Genomic DNA, 19758 nt, shown 5'->3' with positions numbered 1-19758 from the left:
GAGATTAACATTGATAGCTTTTTCACAAAATTAATCAAAGAAAGAAGTGGGGCGAAATGCGTTATACGAATGGGAACTATGAAGCATTTGCACGCAGCAGGAAACCGGCAGGAGTGGAAGAGAAATCGGCGTATATCGTCGGGGGTGGACTGGCAGGCTTAGCAGCCGCAGCATTTTTGATTCGTGATGGACATATGCCGGGAAACCAGATCCGGATATTAGAGGAACTTCCTGTTGCAGGAGGATCGCTTGACGGGAAAGTAGTGGAGCATGAAGGATTGGTCACACGAGGCGGGCGCGAGATGGAAGCTCATTTTGAATGTCTCTGGGATCTGTTCCGATCGATTCCTTCGCTTGAAGTCGAAGATGCCTCAGTATTAGATGAATTTTACTGGCTCGACCTAGATGATCCAAACTCCTCCAATTGCCGGATGATCCACAACCGCGGCGAACGCGTACCTGATGACGGGAAATTCACACTTTCTAAAGATGCCCAAAAGGAGATTATCTCGCTTGTTATGGCAACCGAAGAAAAATTAGAAGGAAAACGAATTGAAGATGTATTCGGTGAAGCGTTTTTTGCTTCTAACTTCTGGCTGTATTGGTGCTCGATGTTTGCATTCGAAAAATGGCATTCTGCAATCGAGATGCGCCGCTATTTATTACGCTTCATCCACCACATTGAGGGCCTTCCTGATTTTACAGCGTTGAAGTTTACACGATATAACCAATACGAATCTTTAGTAAAACCGCTTTTGGCTTATTTGAAAAATCACGGCGTCTCCTTCCAGTACGATGTCCAAGTAAATGATATTACTGTAGAAGTTGCCGCAGAATCGAAAACCGCTCGTCGTTTGCTGATCACCAGAAACGGTCAGGGCGAAGAGATCCCGCTGACTGAAAAGGACTTGATATTTGTGACCAATGGCTCGATCACAGAAAGTTCTACTCAAGGAAATCATCATACGCCGGCGCCTATCTCGCACGATCTCGGTGGTAGCTGGACATTATGGAAAAATCTGGCTAAACAGTCACCAGAGTTTGGTCATCCGGAAGTTTTTTACGAAAATTTGCCGGAAGAAAGCTGGTTCGTGTCTGCCACGATCACATGGGAAAATGATGCGATCGCACCTTACATCGAACGCTTGACACAACGGAAACTACGAACTGGGAAAATCGTCAGTGGCGGTATCATCACGATCAAAGATTCTAATTGGCTTATGAGCTTTGCAACGCATCGACAACCTCACTTTAAGGAACAAAAGGATAATCAAACGGTCACTTGGGTGTACGGTTTGTTATCGAACACGCCGGGAAACTATATCAAAAAACCAATCGAAGCATGTAGCGGGGAAGAGATCGTCCAAGAGCTTCTATACCATTTAGGCGTTCCAGAAGTAGAGATCTCTCACATGGCGAACGAAGATTCCTGCAAGGTCGTTCCAGTTTACATGCCGTTTATCACTTCATACTTTATGCTACGCAAACAAGGCGACAGACCATTAGTCGTGCCGCATGGTTCGAAAAACTTAGCATTTATCGGCAATTTTGCGGAGACAGAACGGGATACGGTGTTTACAACCGAATATTCTGTCCGGACAGCGATGGAAGCCGTCTACCAATTATTAAACGTGGAGCGCGGCGTTCCAGAAGTATTTGCTTCTTCTTATGATATCCGCAAACTCACTAATGCTGCTTATTTCTTATCTGATCAGAAAAAATTGGTAGATATGGATCTTCCGTTTATTGAACGAAAAGTGATCGAACGCATGGCTAAGAAAAACAAGGATACGTTTATTGGTGAGATACTCAGGGATGCTAAATTGATTTAACAATAAAAACCGGACTCCGAATTTTTGGAATAGGAGCCCGGTTTTTTTATGTTTTTAAAAAATATTACATTTATGTTAAAATGGACCTTCAATAGAAGGGGTGAGGCTTAGTATATGTTGAAAGTAATCTCAAAACAAAGGTGGATCATTTTTGTAGCAGTTGTTTCGCTATCGTTGCTTTTGTCGGGCTGCACAAGTTCTAATAATAAAAATACGAGAAAAACGACTCATACTAAATCAAGCGAGATAGATAAAACCAAAAAAATCAGAGCGAAAAAAATAGCGGCAGCCAAATTTTCTGCTGCTCAATATGATTATGATCGGGCGATTGCTACTCTTAAAGAGCAAGGAGATCGGGGCAAAGTACTTGCGGATAAATGGGGAAAGGAAAAGGAAAAACTGGTGCATTGGAAGAAGCCAGATCAATTTCCACATCTCTTTTTCCACAGTTTGATAATAGATAGCCAAAAAGCATTCCATTCACAGAAGGCCAAGGGTTATAAAGAATATATGGTCACAAAAACGGAATTTGAGAAGTCATTGAAACAGCTATATGAGCGCGGCTATGTCTTAGTTCGATTAGATGAGATCATAAAAACCGAAAATGGGAATCTCCATTTTAAAGGTGTGCGTTTGCCAAAGGGGAAAAAACCGTTGATACTTTCGCAAGATGATGTAAGTTATTATACCTATATGAAAGGAGACGGCTTTGCTGATCGGCTTATCCGCACCAAAAATCATCAGATCAAGAATGTTTATATGGATGATCGTAAAAAAAAGATTGGCGATTATGATTTGATACCGATCGTGGATTCTTTTGTGAAAAAACATCCCGATTTTTCCTATCATGGTCAAAAAGGAACGATTGCGTTAACGGGATATAATGGCGTTCTCGGCTATCGGACTTCGCTCTCTGAGTATGGGAACAATCGAAAAACAAAGACAGCGATCCATGAAGCAAAAAAAGTAGCTGCTGAATTGAAACGTGAAGGCTGGGGATTCGCATCTCACAGTTGGGGCCATCTTAATATGACAACTTCTTCTGTTGCTGCAATCAAGCAAGACAACGAGAGATGGCAGCGGGAAGTGAAGCCGATAATCGGAAAAACAAATGTACTGATCTATCCATTTGGGGCAGACATCAATGACTGGCAGCCATATACGACGAAAAATCCGAAGTTTAACTATTTGAAAAAACAAGGTTTCCAGATATTCTGCAATGTTGATGCTACCCATTTCTCCTGGGGGCAAAAAGGGAAAGATTTTTACCGCAATGCGCGTATCAATGTCGACGGAATTAGGATGGCTTCAGATTTAGCTGGGAAAAATAAAGTGTTAGACCCTTTTTTTGATGTACGCAAGGTCTATGACAAAAAAGAGCGCAAAGGCAAAGAACCCGCTTAAAGCAGCGGGTTCTTTTTTAGTTCGGGATAATAAGCAGTTGTTCGATTTTATCATCTGCCAGTTTGAAAAGTAATGGTCCTGTGCCGTTGTAACCGTCGCCGGATACTTTTAACGTAACTTTCCACTCGTCCGGCTTCTCTTTAGCGAAAGTCACCAGATCGAAGTGTGCGTTTACGCCCATATTATCTGTACGGTTCCAATCAGCAGCGCCGCTTGGACCGTGGAATTTTCTGCCCCAATCATCTATCAGCGCAGTTGCTGTGAATAGGGAAAGGAAGCCTTGCGTATCTCCGACGTTCGTTGTAGCGATAAACTGCTGGATCGCCATAGGCAAGTCGTTGTTTACCATGAAAAAAACCTCCAATCAGTTATCTTGAATTATTGTCTTTAAAAAATCCGCTAGACCGATTCGATTTAAAAAGTCGATCCTGTTTTGGTCGGCGATATCAGACACTGCTTTCGAGCCGTCATCAGTGGGGTCGACATGCACGCGATAAGGGCGTTCGCCGGCAGGAAGAGAAATGATGCGAACGATCTCTGCAGCTACAGAGGAAGGATCGGCATCAGCGGGTTCTATTTCTGCTAGCTTCTTACCGATGTTTTCCATCAAATCTGGATATTTCGCATCGTATTCAGCCTGGATCTTTGTGTCAGCAGGATGACCGGAATTAGCAAAGTGATTGGTGCCCTTAGTGAAGGCGCCTGGGACGATGATCGAGGTCTCGATGCCAAATTGAGCAAGCTCTCCTGCATAAGATACAGCCAGTGAGTCCATGCCTGCTTTAGCAGCAAAGTAAGGGCTGAGAAATGGTGGTGTCCCGCCCTTTACGCTTGAGCTGGATACCCATAATATGAGCCCAGCTTGGCGCTTACGCATTCCCGGAAGAGCAGCACGGTTGACACGCTGAGTCGATAGGACATTCACATCATAAAGCTGAGCCAGTTGTTCAGGTGTGAAGGCTTCGGCAGCCCCTGAGACCATATGTCCTGCATTGTGGATAATAATGTCGATCTGGCCTCGTTCTTTTTCTACTTGCGCTATTGCATTATCGACGGAAGTTTGCGAAAGAACATCCATTTCTAATGCGGATATCTTAACACCACTTGTTTCAGCAAACACTTCTAGTTCTTTTACTTTGACCGCATTCCGCCCAGTAGTCTCCCGCATTCCAGCATAGACGATATGTCCTGCATTTGCCAGAGCGCGAGCAGTCAATGCGCCAAAACCGCTCGATGCCCCTGTGATCACGATTACTTGTTCCATTTGAATTTCCTTCTTTCATCTAATAATGTGTTTAAGCCATACCGCCATTTGCGAAAACAACTTGACCATTTACCCAGCGACCTGGACCCGCAAGAAAAGCAGTTACTTCTGCGATGTCTTCCGGCGTACCTAATCGTGCCATTGGATTGGCATTAGCGATGTTAGCGATCGTTTCTTCATCTTTGCCATCTAAGAATAACGGTGTAGCAGTGGGGCCAGGGGCTACTGCATTAACAGTAATATTCTTGCCGCGTAACTCTTTAGATGAGATTCTCGTCAATGTTTCTACAGCTGCTTTACTTGCTGCATATGCTGCGTAAGTCGGGAAATTAGTACGTGTTACAGAAGTAGAGAAATGAATGACTGCTCCGCCTTCACGAACACGTTTTGAGGCGATTTTTGCAATGACAAAAGCTCCGCGTGTATTGGTACGGTGAACTTGATCAAAGATATCCCAATCTAATTCTGCGACAGGACTTAAACGCATGATACCTGCTGTGTTGATAACGACATCAATACCGCCAAAAGCATGTTCCACTTCGTCGAATAATGTTGTCATTGCTACTTCTTCTGCGACATCTCCACCGAAGCTGATTGCTTCACCGCCGTTTGCAACGATCGTATTCACTAAATCGTCTGCCTTTGCTTTGTTACCAGAATAATGTACCGCAACTGCAAAATCTTCTGCTGCGAGCTTTTCTGCAACTGCCTTCCCGATACCACCAGAACCTCCAGTTACAATCGCTACTCGTTTATTCGTTACATTTGCCATTTGTGATCACTCCTTCAAATTTAGTTACAATTTATTAAATTAGTAACTTTTAATAGTATTATACACCATTAAGTTACTTTGTCAACGTTTTGTAACTTTTTTCTTAAAAAGTATGGTAGAATAGATGTATTAATAAGATGAGAGGTAAAAGATAATGGCAAAATTAACAGAAGAAAAAATTTTTTCGATGACGGAAAAAATCGTGTATGAAAAAGGTATGGAGAAAACAACGCTTTATGATGTTGCGAGAAACTTGGGCGTAACGCATGCCGCGCTTTATAAGCATTATCGTAATAAAGAAGACCTGTTTCAGAAATTGGCTCTACATTGGCTAGAAGAAACGTCTAGAGAACTATTTGAGTGGATAAGCCCCGTTACGAGTACGGGGAAGCAAGCGCTCCATGACTGGCTTTGGATATTAGCAAATACGAAAAAGAAACTTTATCACACAGATAAACGGATGTTCTTTTTGTATACAGATTATATAGAAAAAAATGGCGAATTAGTGGAAGATCACTTGCAGCACCTTGCTGAAAAGGCAGAGGAAGTGAGTGGATGGAAGGGAGAAGGGCAAGCGATCATTACCGCATTTATTTATTTTCATAATCCCTATTTCGCTAATAGATGGAGCAATGAGGAATATGAAGCATTGTTTGAAAAAGTATGGCGGCTCGTTTCGGAGGATAAAAAATAAATATAAAAAGCGCCCTGATCTTCTCAGGACGCTTTTTATATTTATTTACTGCGATAAAGGTCAACGATCTCTTTCGCCAAGTCTTTGAACGTGATGGCGTTCATCAAGTGGTCTTGCGCGTGAACAAGAAGTAAAGATACTTCTGTACGTTCACCACGCGCCTCCCCTTGGATCAATTTTGTTTGGGAGTGATGAGCTTCCAATAAGGACGCTTCTGCTTGAGCGATTCCTGCATCTGCTTGTTCAAAGTCGCCTTTTTTAGCTGCTTCGATAGCAAGCATGGCATCGCTTTTTGCATTTCCGCCAAAAACAATCAGACTCATGATCGTTTGTTCTAATTCTGTATTCATTCCAGACACTTCCTTACAAAGTTAAATCAAATTTATTCCACAGTTTCCGCTTGTGCTTCTGCTAAAACAGCTTCTTTTTCGCGACGAATTTCTTGAAGTTCTGCTACTTTTGCAAATGGAATATAAATCAATGTTGCGACTACTAGGTTGACTGCAGCTAAGATACCGCCTGCCCAGCTTTGTGTAGCAAGTACGCCACCGATGATTGGCGGAGTTGTCCATGGAACAAGGATCGTTGCTACTGGAACTAAGTGGATCGCAGTGGCAACATATGCGATCGAAACGATCACAAGTGGAGCTAAGATGTAAGGAATGAACATGATCGGGTTCAATACGATCGGCAGACCGAACATCATTGGTTCGTTAATGTTGAAAATACCAGGTGCTGCACTCAAGTTGGATACAGTACGGTAAGCTTTGTGACGACGAGCTACGATGAAGATAGCTAAGATCAATCCAAGAGTAGCCCCAGTTCCGCCGATGTTTACGAAAGCATCGAAGAAAGGTTTGTTTACGATATAAGGTGCTTCTTTACCAGCTGCGATTGCTGCTGCATTGGCAGTGATCGCAGGAGCATTGATCGTTTGCATGAATGGATCGATGATGTTTGCTCCGTGAAGACCGAAGAACCATAAGAATGCAGAGATAAATGCTAATAGTAAAGCTGCTGGATATGTGTTTGCAAGTCCCATGAATGGTTCTTGAACTAATTTGTAGAATTCGCCAACAAGGTCAGTAATACCAGCTGCGAAGAAGAATGTTGTGATCAATGCGAAAATCGAAACAGTGATCATTGCAGGGAATAATGCTGCGAATGAACGAGCAACTGCTGGTGGAACACCGTCAGGCATTTTAATGATCAATTTAGGATTGCCACTTAAACGAGTAAAGATTTCTGTAGAAATAAGAGCGATAATAAGTGCTAAGAATAGACCGCTTGAACCTAGTCCAGCTGAGTTCATGAAACCATCTTTGTTTGGCACAAGAGCACCGATCGCAAAGAATGAAGAAACAGAAACGACAGCAGCAGACAATGGATCTTTGTCATACGATTTTGCTAAGTTATACGCTACTGTGAAAGCAACGAATAATGCTAAGATAGCAAAAGTTCCGTTCCAAAGATTCCCGCCGAAAGATTTCCAATTCGCTTCCCCAAATAAGTTGTTCATGAAATTTTGATAGAAAGTGATTGGCAGGTTATTAATAAGTGTAGCGAAAGACCCTAAAATCATTAGCGGCATTGTTGCGATGAAACCATCACGAACTGCTACTAAGTGGCGTTGACCACCGATTTTGGATGCATACGGAATAAAATATTTTTCCATAAATGCGATAAAACCATTCATTTATAAAACTCCTTTTTCCCAAGAGGTGAAATGAACGACATTCCCTTTTTAAAATGATTTCATTTGCCTCTAGTTATTATTTATACAGCAACTGCTGCTGGATTGGTGATCGCCCAACATCAAAGCGATATTGCGCTTTCATTATTAATATATGCAAGTACCGTGCCAACTCTAAATGGCTGTTTAAAGCGCTTTATATTTACACAAATCGGCGCCTTTACTGTGTATTTTATTACACTGATAGGGGAACAGGTGTAATAAAATAAAAACTGCCACCCCAATTAAGGAGTGGCAGTTACGATTTTTTAGACAGTATATGGTATTTGCGTATGATATTTTTCTTTTATCCGGTAGATCAAAGACTTCCCTTTAGTAGTAAGTAAATAATAATGGCTGTTTTCTTCATAGATTTCCCAGATATAACCGTATTTCTTCAATAATATTAGTGTTTCGTTCAAGATCTCTTCCGGATAGTGTAGTTGGGAACCTAAAGATGATACGTTAGTAGAAATATGAAGCAAGTCATCATTATTGAAGCAGATCAATAACTGGAACCATTCATTTTTCGATAACATTGTTCTCCCCCTTTGTAGAGTGATGATAGCTTTATCTTGTAGAAAAAAGTATAGCATATCAAAAATCGGAAAAAAGAGAAATATCGTGAAAGGTGGTTTTTTTGTCTTAAACGGTGTTTCAAGATAAAATAGTATACAATTTAACATTATAAATTGTTAAAAATATAGGCAAATTTGTATTCCCAGCTGCATCTAGTATAATAGAAAGAGAGTGCGCCAAAGATAGAGAGAAAGGATGTGTCCATGATGGAATGGCAAGAACTACTGAATGATAAACGAAGAAGAGAGTCTACCGTAACACGCTCAAAAACAACAGATATCCGTAATGCCTTTGAAAATGATTACCAAAGGATCGTAATGAGTGCTTCGTTTCGGAGGCTACAAGATAAAGCGCAAATTTTCCCACTGGAAAAAAGCGATTTCGTACGGACAAGACTGACACACTCCATGGAAGTGGCGACAATTGCGAAATCGATGGGGAACATGGTGGCGCATAAAATAAAAGAAGACGAACTAGATCCGGATTTCACGAAAGAACAAGGGGAAAAAATTGCTGATGTATTAGCGTGTGCCGGTTTGCTCCATGACATGGGGAATCCGCCATTCGGTCATTTCGGTGAAGAAAGTATCCGCGAATGGTTTAAAGACAATCTAGCTAATTTGGAATATAACGGCAAACCGCTAAGCGAGATGCTGACGCAACAAATGCAACAGGATTTTTATCATTTCGAAGGGAATGCCCAAGTTTTACGCGTGATCTCGAAACTACACTATCTATTTGATGAATATGGTTTGAATCTGACGCATGCAACTTTAAATGCGATCATCAAATACCCGGTTTCTTCTTTAAATATCGACAAGCGCCGGACAAAGAGCAAAAAGTTGGGTTATTTCTATGCGGACGAAAATATTTTCCAAGAAGTATCTAAGGCGACTGGTGCAGGAGATAACCGCCATCCGCTTACTTTCCTATTAGAAGTAGCCGACGATATCGCCTATTTGAATGCAGATCTGGAAGACGGTGTCAAAAAAGGGATTGTATCGATCAATCAGATCTTGCGCTCGTTTGAGGCGTTCCCGGAACATAATAAAGTCACGGCAGCGTGCTACAGTGAGTTGAAAAAGAAAAATGATCGCTATCAAGGACAAGAAGAAAGCTTTATCGTCGGACAATGGCTGGCGTCTAATGTTCGTGGCCAGTTGATCAATCGCTCATTAGAAGTCTTTTATGAAAATTACAAAGCAATCATGGCTGGCGATTTTAATGATTCACTGCTCGACAGTTCAGAGGCGCAGCAATTAGTGCAGGTCCTTCAAGCATTATCGATCAATTATATTTACCGCGACCAAGGTGTGGTCGAATCTGAATTAGCTGGAAATGCGATCATTACGTCATTATTAGATAATTTCGTTCCTGCTGTTTTATATTATGATAGTCCTGTGGCCCATCTTCAATCGGTGAAGAACAATCGATTATTATCATTGATATCCGATAATTACAAAGGCTGTTATCGAAAACACGCGAAAGGGCAAGATGAAAGAATGAAACTGTATCTTCGCTTATTGCTAGTGACCGATTTTATTTGCGGGATGACCGATAGTTACGCAAAGGCGGTCTATCAATCGATTAATGGACTTGATTAAAAGAAGTGAAAGAGGGAGCAAAAAATGGGGAAAAGTAGTAAGTGGGGAATAATCGTGCTTTCTTTAGTAATAATCAGCATGACATTTCATACAGAAGCCGTTTATTCCAAAAGTAACCAGCCAAAAGTAGTTTTCAAAGATCGTTTTAATGACGGGAAATTGGATAAGAAGAATTGGAGTTATCTAGAGTCGACCTATTACAATCATGAAAAAGCTTATTATTCACCTAAAAATGTGAAAGAGAAAGAGGGTCACTTGATTTTTACAGCAGAACGAAATAAAAACAATCCCGATAAAAAACCATTTATCAGTGGCGCTGTTCAAAGTAAAAAAGCTTTTCGATATGGTAGAGTCGTGGCAAGAATGAAACTTCCGGTAGGACAAGGTTACTGGCCAGCATTTTGGTTGTTGCCGAAAAAAGATACGTACGGCACTTGGCCAGCATCTGGTGAGATAGATATTATGGAAGCAAGAGGGCAAGATAATAACCTCATCACAGGCACGCTGCATTTTGGTAAACCAGATTTGGAGAGCGAGAATGCTTCCACGTTTGTAGAGGCTAACAAAAGATTGAAGACGACATTTGGGAAATGGCACACTTATAGCGTTGAATGGTCGCCAAAAGCAATCAAATGGTTAGTAGATGGTAAGGTCTACCACACACAAACCAAGTGGTACAGTGCAAAACCAAATGGCAAAAAATATCCATCACCGGCACCATTCGATCAAAAATTCTATGTGATCATGAATCTCACAGTCGGTGGGGATTACGTCGATGATCAACTGCCCACGAAAAAATCAGGACAAATGCTGATCGACTATGTAAAAGTAACTAGCACATATAAACAATAAAATTTCAGAAGGCGCCTTGACATTTTAATGCAGTGGTGTTACGATATTCAAGGTGCCTCTACTAAAAGAGGACGAAAAACAAAACATGTTGTAAGGACGCTATTTCTTACAGCAATTTTCTTTTTCTAAAAAATGAACCACCTGGATGTGTGGGACTACTAAATGAAGAGAGGAGGAAACTGACTAATGCCTACAATTAACCAATTAGTTCGCAAACCGCGTCAATCTAAAGGAAAAAAATCTACATCACCTGCATTGAACAGAGGCTTTAACAGCTTCAAAAAAGAATTGACTACTGTTAATTCTCCACAAAAACGTGGTGTATGTACTCGTGTAGGTACTATGACTCCTAAAAAACCGAACTCCGCATTACGTAAGTATGCTCGTGTTCGTTTGAGTAATGGTATCGAAGTAACAGCTTACATTCCTGGGATCGGACACAACTTGCAAGAACACAGTGTTGTTCTTATTCGTGGTGGACGTGTAAAAGATTTACCAGGGGTACGTTATCACATCGTTCGTGGTGCTCTTGATACAGCTGGTGTTGAAAATAGAGGACAAGGCCGTTCTAAATACGGTACTAAAAAACCAAAAAAATAATAATTATCTAATTAAAGAAAGGAGGATATCTAATGCCTCGTAAAGGTCCTGTTGCTAAACGTGACGTGTTACCAGATCCGATTTATAATTCCAAATTGGTAACTCGTTTGATCAATAAAATGATGGTAGACGGAAAACGTGGAAAATCACAAGCTATCTTGTATGCTGCGTTTGATATCATTAAAGAAGAAACTGGAAATGATCCAATGGAAGTGTATGAACAAGCGCTTAAAAACATCATGCCAGTTCTTGAAGTAAAAGCTCGTCGTGTTGGTGGTGCAAACTATCAAGTTCCGATCGAAGTTCGTGCGGATCGTCGTACTACACTTGGATTGCGTTGGTTAGTTAACTACTCTCGTCTTCGTGGTGAAAAAACAATGGAACTTCGCCTAGCTCGTGAGATCATGGATGCAGCTAACAATACTGGTGCTTCTGTGAAGAAACGCGAAGATACACACAAAATGGCAGAAGCGAACAAAGCATTCGCTCACTACCGCTGGTAAGATTATTCGTAAACAAGGGCAATTCGTTGCCTAATAAGTTTGATGGAAGGAGAAAGACAACATGGCTAGAGAGTTCTCCTTAGAAAAGACTCGTAATATTGGTATTATGGCGCACATCGATGCGGGTAAAACTACTACTACGGAACGTATCCTTTTCTATACAGGGCGTATTCACAAAATTGGTGAAACCCATGAAGGTGCTTCTCAAATGGACTGGATGGAGCAAGAGCAAGAACGTGGTATCACAATCACTTCTGCTGCGACAACAGCCCAATGGAAAGGGTACCGCGTAAATATCATCGATACTCCAGGACACGTAGACTTCACAGTTGAAGTAGAACGTTCCCTTCGTGTACTTGATGGTGCAGTCGCAGTACTTGATGCACAATCGGGCGTGGAACCACAAACAGAAACAGTTTGGCGCCAAGCTACTACTTACGGGGTTCCCCGCGTAGTATTTGTCAACAAAATGGACAAAATCGGTGCAGATTTCTTGTACTCTGTTAAAACATTGCATGACCGTCTTGATGCTAATGCGCATCCAATTCAATTGCCGATCGGTGCCGAAGATGATTTTCAAGGTATCATCGACTTAATCGAAATGAACGCATTATATTATGAAGATGATCTAGGTAATGATCCGCATATCAAAGAGATTCCTGAGGATCTTAAAGATCTTGCAGATGAATATCATGGTAAACTAATCGAGGCTGTTGCAGAACTTGATGAAGAACTAATGATGAAATATCTGGAAGGTGAAGAAATTACGAAAGATGAACTCAAAGCAGCGATCCGTAAAGGAACACTTGCAGTTGAATTCTATCCAGTAGTATGTGGTACAGCATTCAAAAACAAAGGTGTACAACCAATGCTTGATGCTGTTCTAGATTACCTTCCAGCACCAACTGACGTACCTTCGATCAAAGGTGTTTTACCTGATGGTGAAGAAGCAGCACGTCACGCTGACGATAGCGAACCATTCTCTTCGTTAGCATTTAAAGTTATGACTGACCCTTATGTTGGCCGTCTAACTTTCTTCCGCGTTTATTCCGGTACTTTGAACTCCGGTTCTTACGTACAAAACTCTACAAAAGGTAAACGCGAACGTGTCGGACGTATCCTACAAATGCATGCTAACCACCGTGAGGAAATCGATATTGTTTATTCCGGTGATATCGCTGCAGCTGTTGGCTTGAAAGACACAACTACTGGGGACACGCTTTGTGATGAAAAAGATCAAATCATCTTAGAATCCATGGAATTCCCAGAACCAGTTATCTCTGTTGCGATCGAACCAAAATCTAAAGCTGACCAAGATAAGATGAGCCAAGCGCTTGCTAAACTTGCAGAAGAAGATCCAACGTTCCGTACCGAAACAAACACAGAAACTGGACAAACTATCATTTCTGGTATGGGTGAACTTCACCTTGATATCTTGGTAGACCGTATGAAACGTGAATTCCGCGTAGAAGCTAATGTTGGTAACCCACAAGTTTCTTACCGTGAAACGTTCCGTAAATCTGCTCAAGTTGAAGGTAAATTCGTTCGTCAATCTGGTGGTCGTGGTCAATACGGTCACGTTTGGATTGAATTCAGCCCTAACGAAGAAGGTAAAGGTTTTGAATTTGAAAACGCGATTGTCGGTGGTGTTGTTCCACGTGAATACATCCCAGCAGTTCAAGCGGGCCTTGAAGGTGCATTGGATAACGGTGTGCTTGCAGGATTCCCACTTATTGACATCAAAGCAAAACTTTATGATGGTTCTTACCATGATGTCGACTCCAACGAAATGGCATTTAAAGTTGCTGCCAGCATGGCACTACGTAATGCTGCTAAAAAATGTGATCCAGTTCTATTAGAACCGATCATGACTGTTGAAGTCGTTATCCCAGAAGAATATCTAGGAGATATCATGGGTAACATCACTAGCCGTCGTGGACGCGTAGAAGGTATGGAAGCTCGCGGCAACGCTCAAGTTGTTCACGCTTTTGTTCCACTTGCAAACATGTTCGGTTATGCGACAGACTTACGTTCTTCTACACAAGGTCGAGGCACTTATACAATGCAATTTGACCACTATGAAGAAACACCTAAGTCTATCTCAGAAGAAATTATCAAAGCAAATGGCGGCGGAAATAAAGAAGATTAATTGCTTTTTTCCCCCAGATGCAGTATAACTACAATATAAAGGTCTTTCGGACAAGATTACTTGTTTGAAATATAATTATAAACCCTTAAGGAGGATTCATTTAAAATGGCAAAAGCAAAATATGACCGTTCTAAACCCCATGTTAACGTTGGTACAATCGGACACGTTGACCATGGTAAAACTACTTTAACAGCTGCAATCACAACTGTACTATCTAAGAAAGGTTTTGCAGAAGCTTCTGCATATGACCAAATCGATGGTGCTCCAGAAGAACGTGAACGTGGTATTACAATCTCTACAGCTCACGTTGAGTACGAAACTGAAAACCGTCACTACGCACACGTAGACTGCCCAGGACACGCTGACTATGTTAAAAACATGATCACTGGTGCTGCACAAATGGACGGAGCTATCTTAGTAGTATCTGCTGCTGATGGCCCAATGCCACAAACTCGTGAACACATCTTGCTTTCTCGTAACGTAGGTGTTCCATACATCGTTGTATTCTTAAACAAATGCGACATGGTGGATGACGAAGAATTACTTGAATTAGTTGAAATGGAAGTTCGTGACTTACTTTCTGAATACGAATTCCCTGGTGATGACATTCCTGTAGTTAAAGGTTCTGCACTTAAAGCTCTTGAAGGCGAAGCAGAATGGGAAGAAAAAATCAACGAATTGATGGACGCTGTTGATTCTTACATCCCAACTCCAGAACGTGACCACGACAAACCATTCATGATGCCAGTTGAGGATGTATTCTCAATCACTGGTCGTGGAACAGTTGCAACTGGTCGTGTTGAACGTGGAACAATCAAAGTTGGTGACGAAGTAGACGTTATCGGTATCTCTGAAGAAAGCAAAAAAGTTGTTGTAACTGGAGTAGAAATGTTCCGTAAGTTACTTGACTATGCTGAAGCAGGCGATAACATCGGTGCACTTTTACGTGGTGTTGCACGTGAAGACATCCAACGTGGACAAGTACTTGCTAAACCAGGTTCGATCACTCCACACACTACTTTCAAAGCTGAAACTTATGTTTTAACTAAAGAAGAAGGTGGACGTCACACTCCATTCTTCAACAACTATCGTCCACAATTCTATTTCCGTACAACTGACGTAACAGGTATTGTTACTTTGCCAGAAGGTACTGAAATGGTTATGCCTGGTGATAACATTGAATTAGCTGTTGAATTGATCGCTCCAATCGCTATCGAAGACGGTACTCGTTTCTCCATCCGTGAAGGTGGACGTACTGTAGGTTCAGGCGTTGTAACTACAATCGATAAATAATCTCTTAAATATAAAGACCGATGAGGCATTCCCTCATCGGTCTTTTTTAATTAGCATTTAGGCATCTATTTCCTTTATAATAGAGAAAACGTATTCGCAAAAGGAGCAGTGAGAATGACAGATTTTAATTCGCAAGAAATGCAGCTCGCAGAAAAATTGCGTGATAATTACGATACCTTGAACAAGGCGAAAGTAACTTTTGTAGATAAGCGTATCAGATATCTGATCGCGCGTTTATTTATGAAGGAAGAAGCCGAATTGGATGTAGAGAAATTCGTGGCGATGAACCGATACTTAAAAGAAGAAACCGGTGTATTTACGACCCTCACAACGAATATACGAGCATCTTTAGCCGGGTTGTTGGTTGCAAGTGGAGAAGGAAGTCCGATAGCTGCCCAACGCCTAGTAAGCTTTTACAAACAGCTCATCGATGCTAAGTTTCAACGCACAGAATATACCTATTTTGCGGCGTACTTATTGTTGGAAAACAAGGAAGAAACCAGAGCTGTTATATGTAGAGCTCGTGAAATATACCTAGCATTAAAAGCAGATCATCCATTTCTGACTGGTGCTGAAGATATCACTACCAGCGTCATGCTGGCCCAATTGGATACCGATATGACAGTTCAGGAAATTGCTGAAGTAACCGAATATTACTATCAGGCTTTCGCAGACCTGAAGCTGCGCAAGAGCAACGGCCTTCAGTTTCTGGCGGCGACGGGTACATTGCTTTATGGCGAGAAGCAAAAAGCATATATCGAACAAGTCAAAAAAGTATTGGCAGCATTAGATAAAGAGCGTATTAAGATCACAGAACTGCATTATTCTGGTGTTGGTATCATGGCTTTTGCATTAGGAGAACAAAAACTTGATGGCAAGTTTCTTGCCAAATTGATTGAAGCATTAAAGAAACTGCCTGTACTGAGATTCAATCGAAAGTTTCAAACAGCAATCGCAATTAGCCTTTATATAGAAAATGAGATTGGTCATATGGATCAGCAACAAGTCGAGGGACTAATGGTCAATATGAATCTGCTGATCGCGATCGAACAGGCTGCTTTAGCGAGCGCGGCAGCGGCGAGCTCATCCGCTGCTTCGAGTGGTGGGGATTAGTAAAAGATGCTAGGGCCATAAAAATAATGAGAAAATCGCATGAGAACCATTTTGAGATGGTGATTTCATGCGTTTTTTTTGGCTGCTATCTGTTATTTTAGGCGGAAGATAATTTTATGCCTCCTTTTCTTTTTTATTAATGCTACATAAAGTTGACTAACCTAACTTTAAGTCATCTTATCACTAAGAAAGAAATTTAACATGCCGTGCACCAAAATAGCGAATTCTATTTCCGGAAGTAAAACATAGGACGCTATCACAATAGATTCACTTTACCTTTGTAACAATGCTTATAAATTGTTGCTCCTTTTTCGCCCATGTTTGCATCAACATTTTAATAAAAAGTTGAATTTTTTTGTTTGTTGATCTAAACGGAGTGTAACTTGCTTGAAATTCCTTTTTTATTTAATGGGATATGAGAATATAGTTATGCAAGAAAGATATGAGAAATTTATTGTATAAGGATGGGGGAAAGAAGATGCGCAAATGTTTTTGTTTACTTGTAATAGTTATTATTATTTTATCCATGCATAGGCCAATTATTCAAGCTTCAGCAAATACAGAAATTGGTAATTCTAAGCCCGTGACTTCAGAAGTAACGAAAGAAAAGCTTCCTGAGAAATTGCCAGAAAAAAATCAGCTAGATGCAGACGAGGATAAATCAAATAATCAAAATAAAGAATCCACTTCCAATATAAAAAAAAGCTTACTAAAAGAGGATGCGGATGAAGGAATAACCGCTAAAGCTGTTTCTCAGCTGGTGCCGCTAGGGTTTCTTTATAAAGATATGAATTTAAAAACGTTCGTAAAAGAGGTAAAAGATAGCTCTGGTAATGAAATCAGCAGCAATGATTACACCGTTACATTTGTAAAATCAACTAACATCAACAGGCTAGAGTTAAACGACATTAAAAATACAGGCGTTACTACTGTTTTAGTAACTCAATTATCTACCGAGAAGACGATTACCGTTAATGTGCCAACTCGAGTGGTGTGGGGGGAGGCTATATCTGTAGGAGGGATTCAAGTAATTGATACTAGTGATGATCAATACCCCGTTCGAACAGCTATCACATATACACTTAATCAGCACGATGGCAAAAAGTATCTAATCAGTAATTATGGAAATACACACAATACACAGAATGTGGCGGCACACAGCAGATTTCCGAGCACCTATTCGACGTTTACACAGTATAGGGTCACTGAAAATACTGATAAATTATTATCCACTTATAATAAATACGCGTACAGTTTTAAAGGGACTGAGCTTGTAAAAAAAGTTGTTCCTAGTTTTGCAAATAATACTGGAGAGCTAGAAGTGGAGAGTGGGGATGTAATCAGCGTATGGAGTGCAGAAAATGGTTCGAAAAATAAAAAATGGAATACCAGAAAGATAGGTTATCCAACTAAATTATCTCCCGAACTTGGTTATTTTCAAAATCTGAATTTAAAGACAGTCTATTATCAAATCGTAGACAATAAAATTGAGTATCTACAATACAATAATTTAAAAGCCTTAAGCATCACAGCAGAGCAGTATGACTCCCAAACTAGAGTGAATGAATTGGCAAAAAATATAAATACGGGTCTTTCAAACGTGAAAGTGAAAAAAGTCCTGACCTATCCTAGTACTAATACAGCAGGAACGAAAACAGGAAATGTTTTGGTTAGTGAAACATTAGTTAACGGAAAAGAAGCAAATTTTGAAGTTGCACTAACTGTAAATGTTAAAAAGATTGGTATTGAAAATCCATTATCTCCTAATCCAAATAGCCCCCTAACCCCTATGGATTCAAACTCTTCTTTAGATAATATATTGGGAATTACTTATATTTCAAACTTCCACTTTGGAACCCAAAAAATTACTGCTTCAGATAAAATATATAATGCTGCGCTAGACCAGCTAAAAGACAGTTCTGGAAAAGTAATAGAAACACCGGGTTTTTTGCAAATTGTCGATAAAAGGGAGAATCAAAACGGCTGGAAATTACAAGCTATGCAAGTTTCTCCCTTTACCAATTCAGGTCATAAACTGGAAGGGACAGAAATTTCATTGGAAAACCCTGTGTTTAATACATCAGGAACAGGAAAAAGACCTTCTACCATAGAAAAAATAACATTAACACCTGGAATTACATCTGAAATTGCTGTTGCAAAATCAGGCGAAGGGAAAGGAATCTGGTCTCTTCGATTCGGAAACACCTTGACACAAGCTAAAGAAAGTATCTCCCTTCAAATTCCAGGCACATCTCCTAAAGAACCAGGCACCTATAACACTCAGATACAATGGTCACTCGTTGATGCACCGTAATTTATTAAGGAAAGGAAGCTCAAATTGAAAAAATTAATATTTGCATTGTTTGTTGCCTTAGTCAGCATAGCCTTCCTCCATTCTAACCCTACCAAAGCTGCTCCAATGAACTTTTCGGTTGAAACAATTATGCCGACAAATCAGATAGATAAGACAAAAACGTATTTTGACTTAAAAATGAAGCCAAATCAAAATCAAAATCTAAAAGTGAAATTAAGAAATAACAAAGCTATGGACATCACTGTACAAATAAAGACAAATCCTGCAACTACTAATATTAATGGGATTATTGATTATGGTGTAACTCCTAGAAAAGCAGATAACACATTGAAGTATAAGTTTAATGAGTTAATGTATGTACCACATGAAGTTAAATTAAAAGCACATGAAACAAAAACAATCTCATTAAGTTTAAAGATGCCTAAAGAAAAGTATAAAGGTATTATTTTAGGAGGAATTCATTTTCAAGAAGCACAAAATAAAAAAACAGCTAAGGATGACGGAAATGTTGAAATTACCAATTCTTATGCGTACATTGTTGGAGTATCTTTAAAAGAAACAAATGACCGAGTTCAACCTAAACTACAACTAACTTCTGTGAAAGCTGGACAAGTAAATTATAAAAATGCCTTTTTGGCGAATATTCAAAATCCAAAAGCAAAAATTATGAAGCACTTAAAAATAGAGGGATATGTCTATCGCGCTAATAATCTGAAAAAGCCTCTTTACTCTAGAAAAGCTGAAAACCTACGAATGGCACCTAACTCAAATTTTGATTTCGCTATTCCTTTAAATGATCGAAATTTTAAAAAAGGCACCTATGTTTTTAAAGGAAAAGCAACAAATGAATTAGGGACATGGTATTTCAATAAAGAATTCAAAATTAAAGGGGGTGTTGAAAAACTTAATAAGTCATCTGTCGATCAAGTAAAAGATTCTACTTTCAATTGGTTATGGGTAGTAATCATCGTATGTCTATTGATAATCTTATTCCTTATTTTTCTTCTTATCAGACGGAAGAAGGAAGAGGATCAAGTAAATCAAAATGAATAA

At 40.2% G+C, this 19758-nt stretch carries 18 protein-coding genes; 12 read left to right on the top strand and 6 right to left on the bottom strand.

Annotated features, from left to right (window positions below):
• Positions 1–56 precede the first annotated feature (56 nt).
• Together EL241_RS13135 and EL241_RS13130 are read left to right on the top strand one after the other, a co-directional pair.
• On the top strand, positions 57–1832 hold the full coding sequence (locus EL241_RS13135) for an oleate hydratase (RefSeq protein WP_036105424.1): 1776 nt from the start codon (positions 57–59) through the stop codon (positions 1830–1832).
• Positions 1833–1946: 114 nt separating this feature from the next.
• Positions 1947–3236, top strand: a complete 1290-nt coding sequence (locus tag EL241_RS13130; protein WP_126320657.1) for a polysaccharide deacetylase family protein — start codon at positions 1947–1949, stop codon at positions 3234–3236.
• A gap of 16 nt (positions 3237–3252) precedes the next feature.
• Here the strand turns inward: EL241_RS13130 and EL241_RS13125 are convergent, their stop codons facing one another.
• The 3 genes from EL241_RS13125 to EL241_RS13115 are packed head-to-tail and all read right to left on the bottom strand — an operon-like array spanning position 3253 to position 5272.
• On the bottom strand, positions 3253–3585 hold the full coding sequence (locus tag EL241_RS13125) for a nuclear transport factor 2 family protein (RefSeq protein ID WP_036105428.1): 333 nt from the start codon (positions 3583–3585) through the stop codon (positions 3253–3255).
• 15 nt (positions 3586–3600) lie between these two features.
• Entirely contained in the window at positions 3601–4500 is a 900-nt protein-coding gene (locus tag EL241_RS13120) for an SDR family oxidoreductase (RefSeq protein WP_126320656.1), read from the bottom strand.
• A gap of 31 nt (positions 4501–4531) precedes the next feature.
• Positions 4532–5272 (bottom strand): SDR family oxidoreductase, encoded by a 741-nt coding sequence (locus EL241_RS13115; RefSeq protein WP_036105431.1) that lies wholly within the window; start codon positions 5270–5272, stop codon positions 4532–4534.
• A 154-nt stretch (positions 5273–5426) separates the two neighbouring features.
• Here EL241_RS13115 and EL241_RS13110 point away from each other — a divergent pair, with 154 nt between their 5' ends.
• Positions 5427–5966, top strand: a complete 540-nt coding sequence (locus EL241_RS13110) for a TetR/AcrR family transcriptional regulator (RefSeq protein WP_003756979.1) — start codon at positions 5427–5429, stop codon at positions 5964–5966.
• A 41-nt stretch (positions 5967–6007) separates the two neighbouring features.
• On the opposite strand, the gene EL241_RS13105 is transcribed toward EL241_RS13110, so the two are convergent.
• The 3 genes from EL241_RS13105 to EL241_RS13095 form a co-directional block, all read right to left on the bottom strand.
• The gene (locus EL241_RS13105; RefSeq protein WP_003756981.1) at positions 6008–6316 is read right to left on the bottom strand and encodes a PTS sugar transporter subunit IIA; all 309 of its coding nucleotides are present in this window, start codon (positions 6314–6316) and stop codon (positions 6008–6010) included.
• Positions 6317–6348: 32 nt separating this feature from the next.
• Positions 6349–7662: a PTS sugar transporter subunit IIC gene (locus EL241_RS13100; protein WP_003756983.1), complete on the bottom strand. Its 1314-nt coding sequence runs from the start codon at positions 7660–7662 to the stop codon at positions 6349–6351.
• Between the two features lie 305 nt (positions 7663–7967).
• The gene (locus EL241_RS13095; protein WP_036105434.1) at positions 7968–8237 is read right to left on the bottom strand and encodes a hypothetical protein; all 270 of its coding nucleotides are present in this window, start codon (positions 8235–8237) and stop codon (positions 7968–7970) included.
• A 246-nt stretch (positions 8238–8483) separates the two neighbouring features.
• Here EL241_RS13095 and EL241_RS13090 point away from each other — a divergent pair, with 246 nt between their 5' ends.
• The 9 genes from EL241_RS13090 (at position 8484) to EL241_RS13050 (ending at position 19758) form a co-directional block, all read left to right on the top strand.
• On the top strand, positions 8484–9881 hold the full coding sequence (locus EL241_RS13090) for a deoxyguanosinetriphosphate triphosphohydrolase (protein WP_036105437.1): 1398 nt from the start codon (positions 8484–8486) through the stop codon (positions 9879–9881).
• A 24-nt stretch (positions 9882–9905) separates the two neighbouring features.
• Entirely contained in the window at positions 9906–10733 is an 828-nt protein-coding gene (locus EL241_RS13085; RefSeq protein WP_003756992.1) for a glycoside hydrolase family 16 protein, read from the top strand.
• 186 nt (positions 10734–10919) lie between these two features.
• Entirely contained in the window at positions 10920–11333 is a 414-nt protein-coding gene (rpsL, locus tag EL241_RS13080) for a 30S ribosomal protein S12 (protein ID WP_003756993.1), read from the top strand.
• A gap of 32 nt (positions 11334–11365) precedes the next feature.
• Complete coding sequence (gene rpsG, locus EL241_RS13075) at positions 11366–11836, top strand: 30S ribosomal protein S7 (RefSeq protein ID WP_003756995.1); 471 nt, start codon at positions 11366–11368, stop codon at positions 11834–11836.
• A 61-nt stretch (positions 11837–11897) separates the two neighbouring features.
• The gene (fusA, locus tag EL241_RS13070; RefSeq protein WP_003756996.1) at positions 11898–13985 is read left to right on the top strand and encodes an elongation factor G; all 2088 of its coding nucleotides are present in this window, start codon (positions 11898–11900) and stop codon (positions 13983–13985) included.
• A gap of 105 nt (positions 13986–14090) precedes the next feature.
• Positions 14091–15278, top strand: a complete 1188-nt coding sequence (gene tuf / locus EL241_RS13065; RefSeq protein WP_036105441.1) for an elongation factor Tu — start codon at positions 14091–14093, stop codon at positions 15276–15278.
• 114 nt (positions 15279–15392) lie between these two features.
• Positions 15393–16391 carry a DUF4003 family protein gene (locus EL241_RS13060; RefSeq protein WP_036105444.1) on the top strand — a complete coding sequence of 333 codons (999 nt, stop codon included), beginning with the start codon at positions 15393–15395 and terminating at the stop codon, positions 16389–16391.
• A gap of 478 nt (positions 16392–16869) precedes the next feature.
• Positions 16870–18705 carry a WxL domain-containing protein gene (locus EL241_RS13055; protein ID WP_170166167.1) on the top strand — a complete coding sequence of 612 codons (1836 nt, stop codon included), beginning with the start codon at positions 16870–16872 and terminating at the stop codon, positions 18703–18705.
• 24 nt (positions 18706–18729) lie between these two features.
• Positions 18730–19758 carry a WxLIP family cell surface protein gene (locus EL241_RS13050; protein ID WP_036105457.1) on the top strand — a complete coding sequence of 343 codons (1029 nt, stop codon included), beginning with the start codon at positions 18730–18732 and terminating at the stop codon, positions 19756–19758.

The sequence above is a fragment of the Listeria grayi genome, from assembly GCF_900638015.1.
Classification (GTDB): domain Bacteria; phylum Bacillota; class Bacilli; order Lactobacillales; family Listeriaceae; genus Listeria; species Listeria grayi.
Note: the sequence above shows the minus strand (reverse complement) of the source record. Positions and strands in the feature narration are given on the sequence as shown.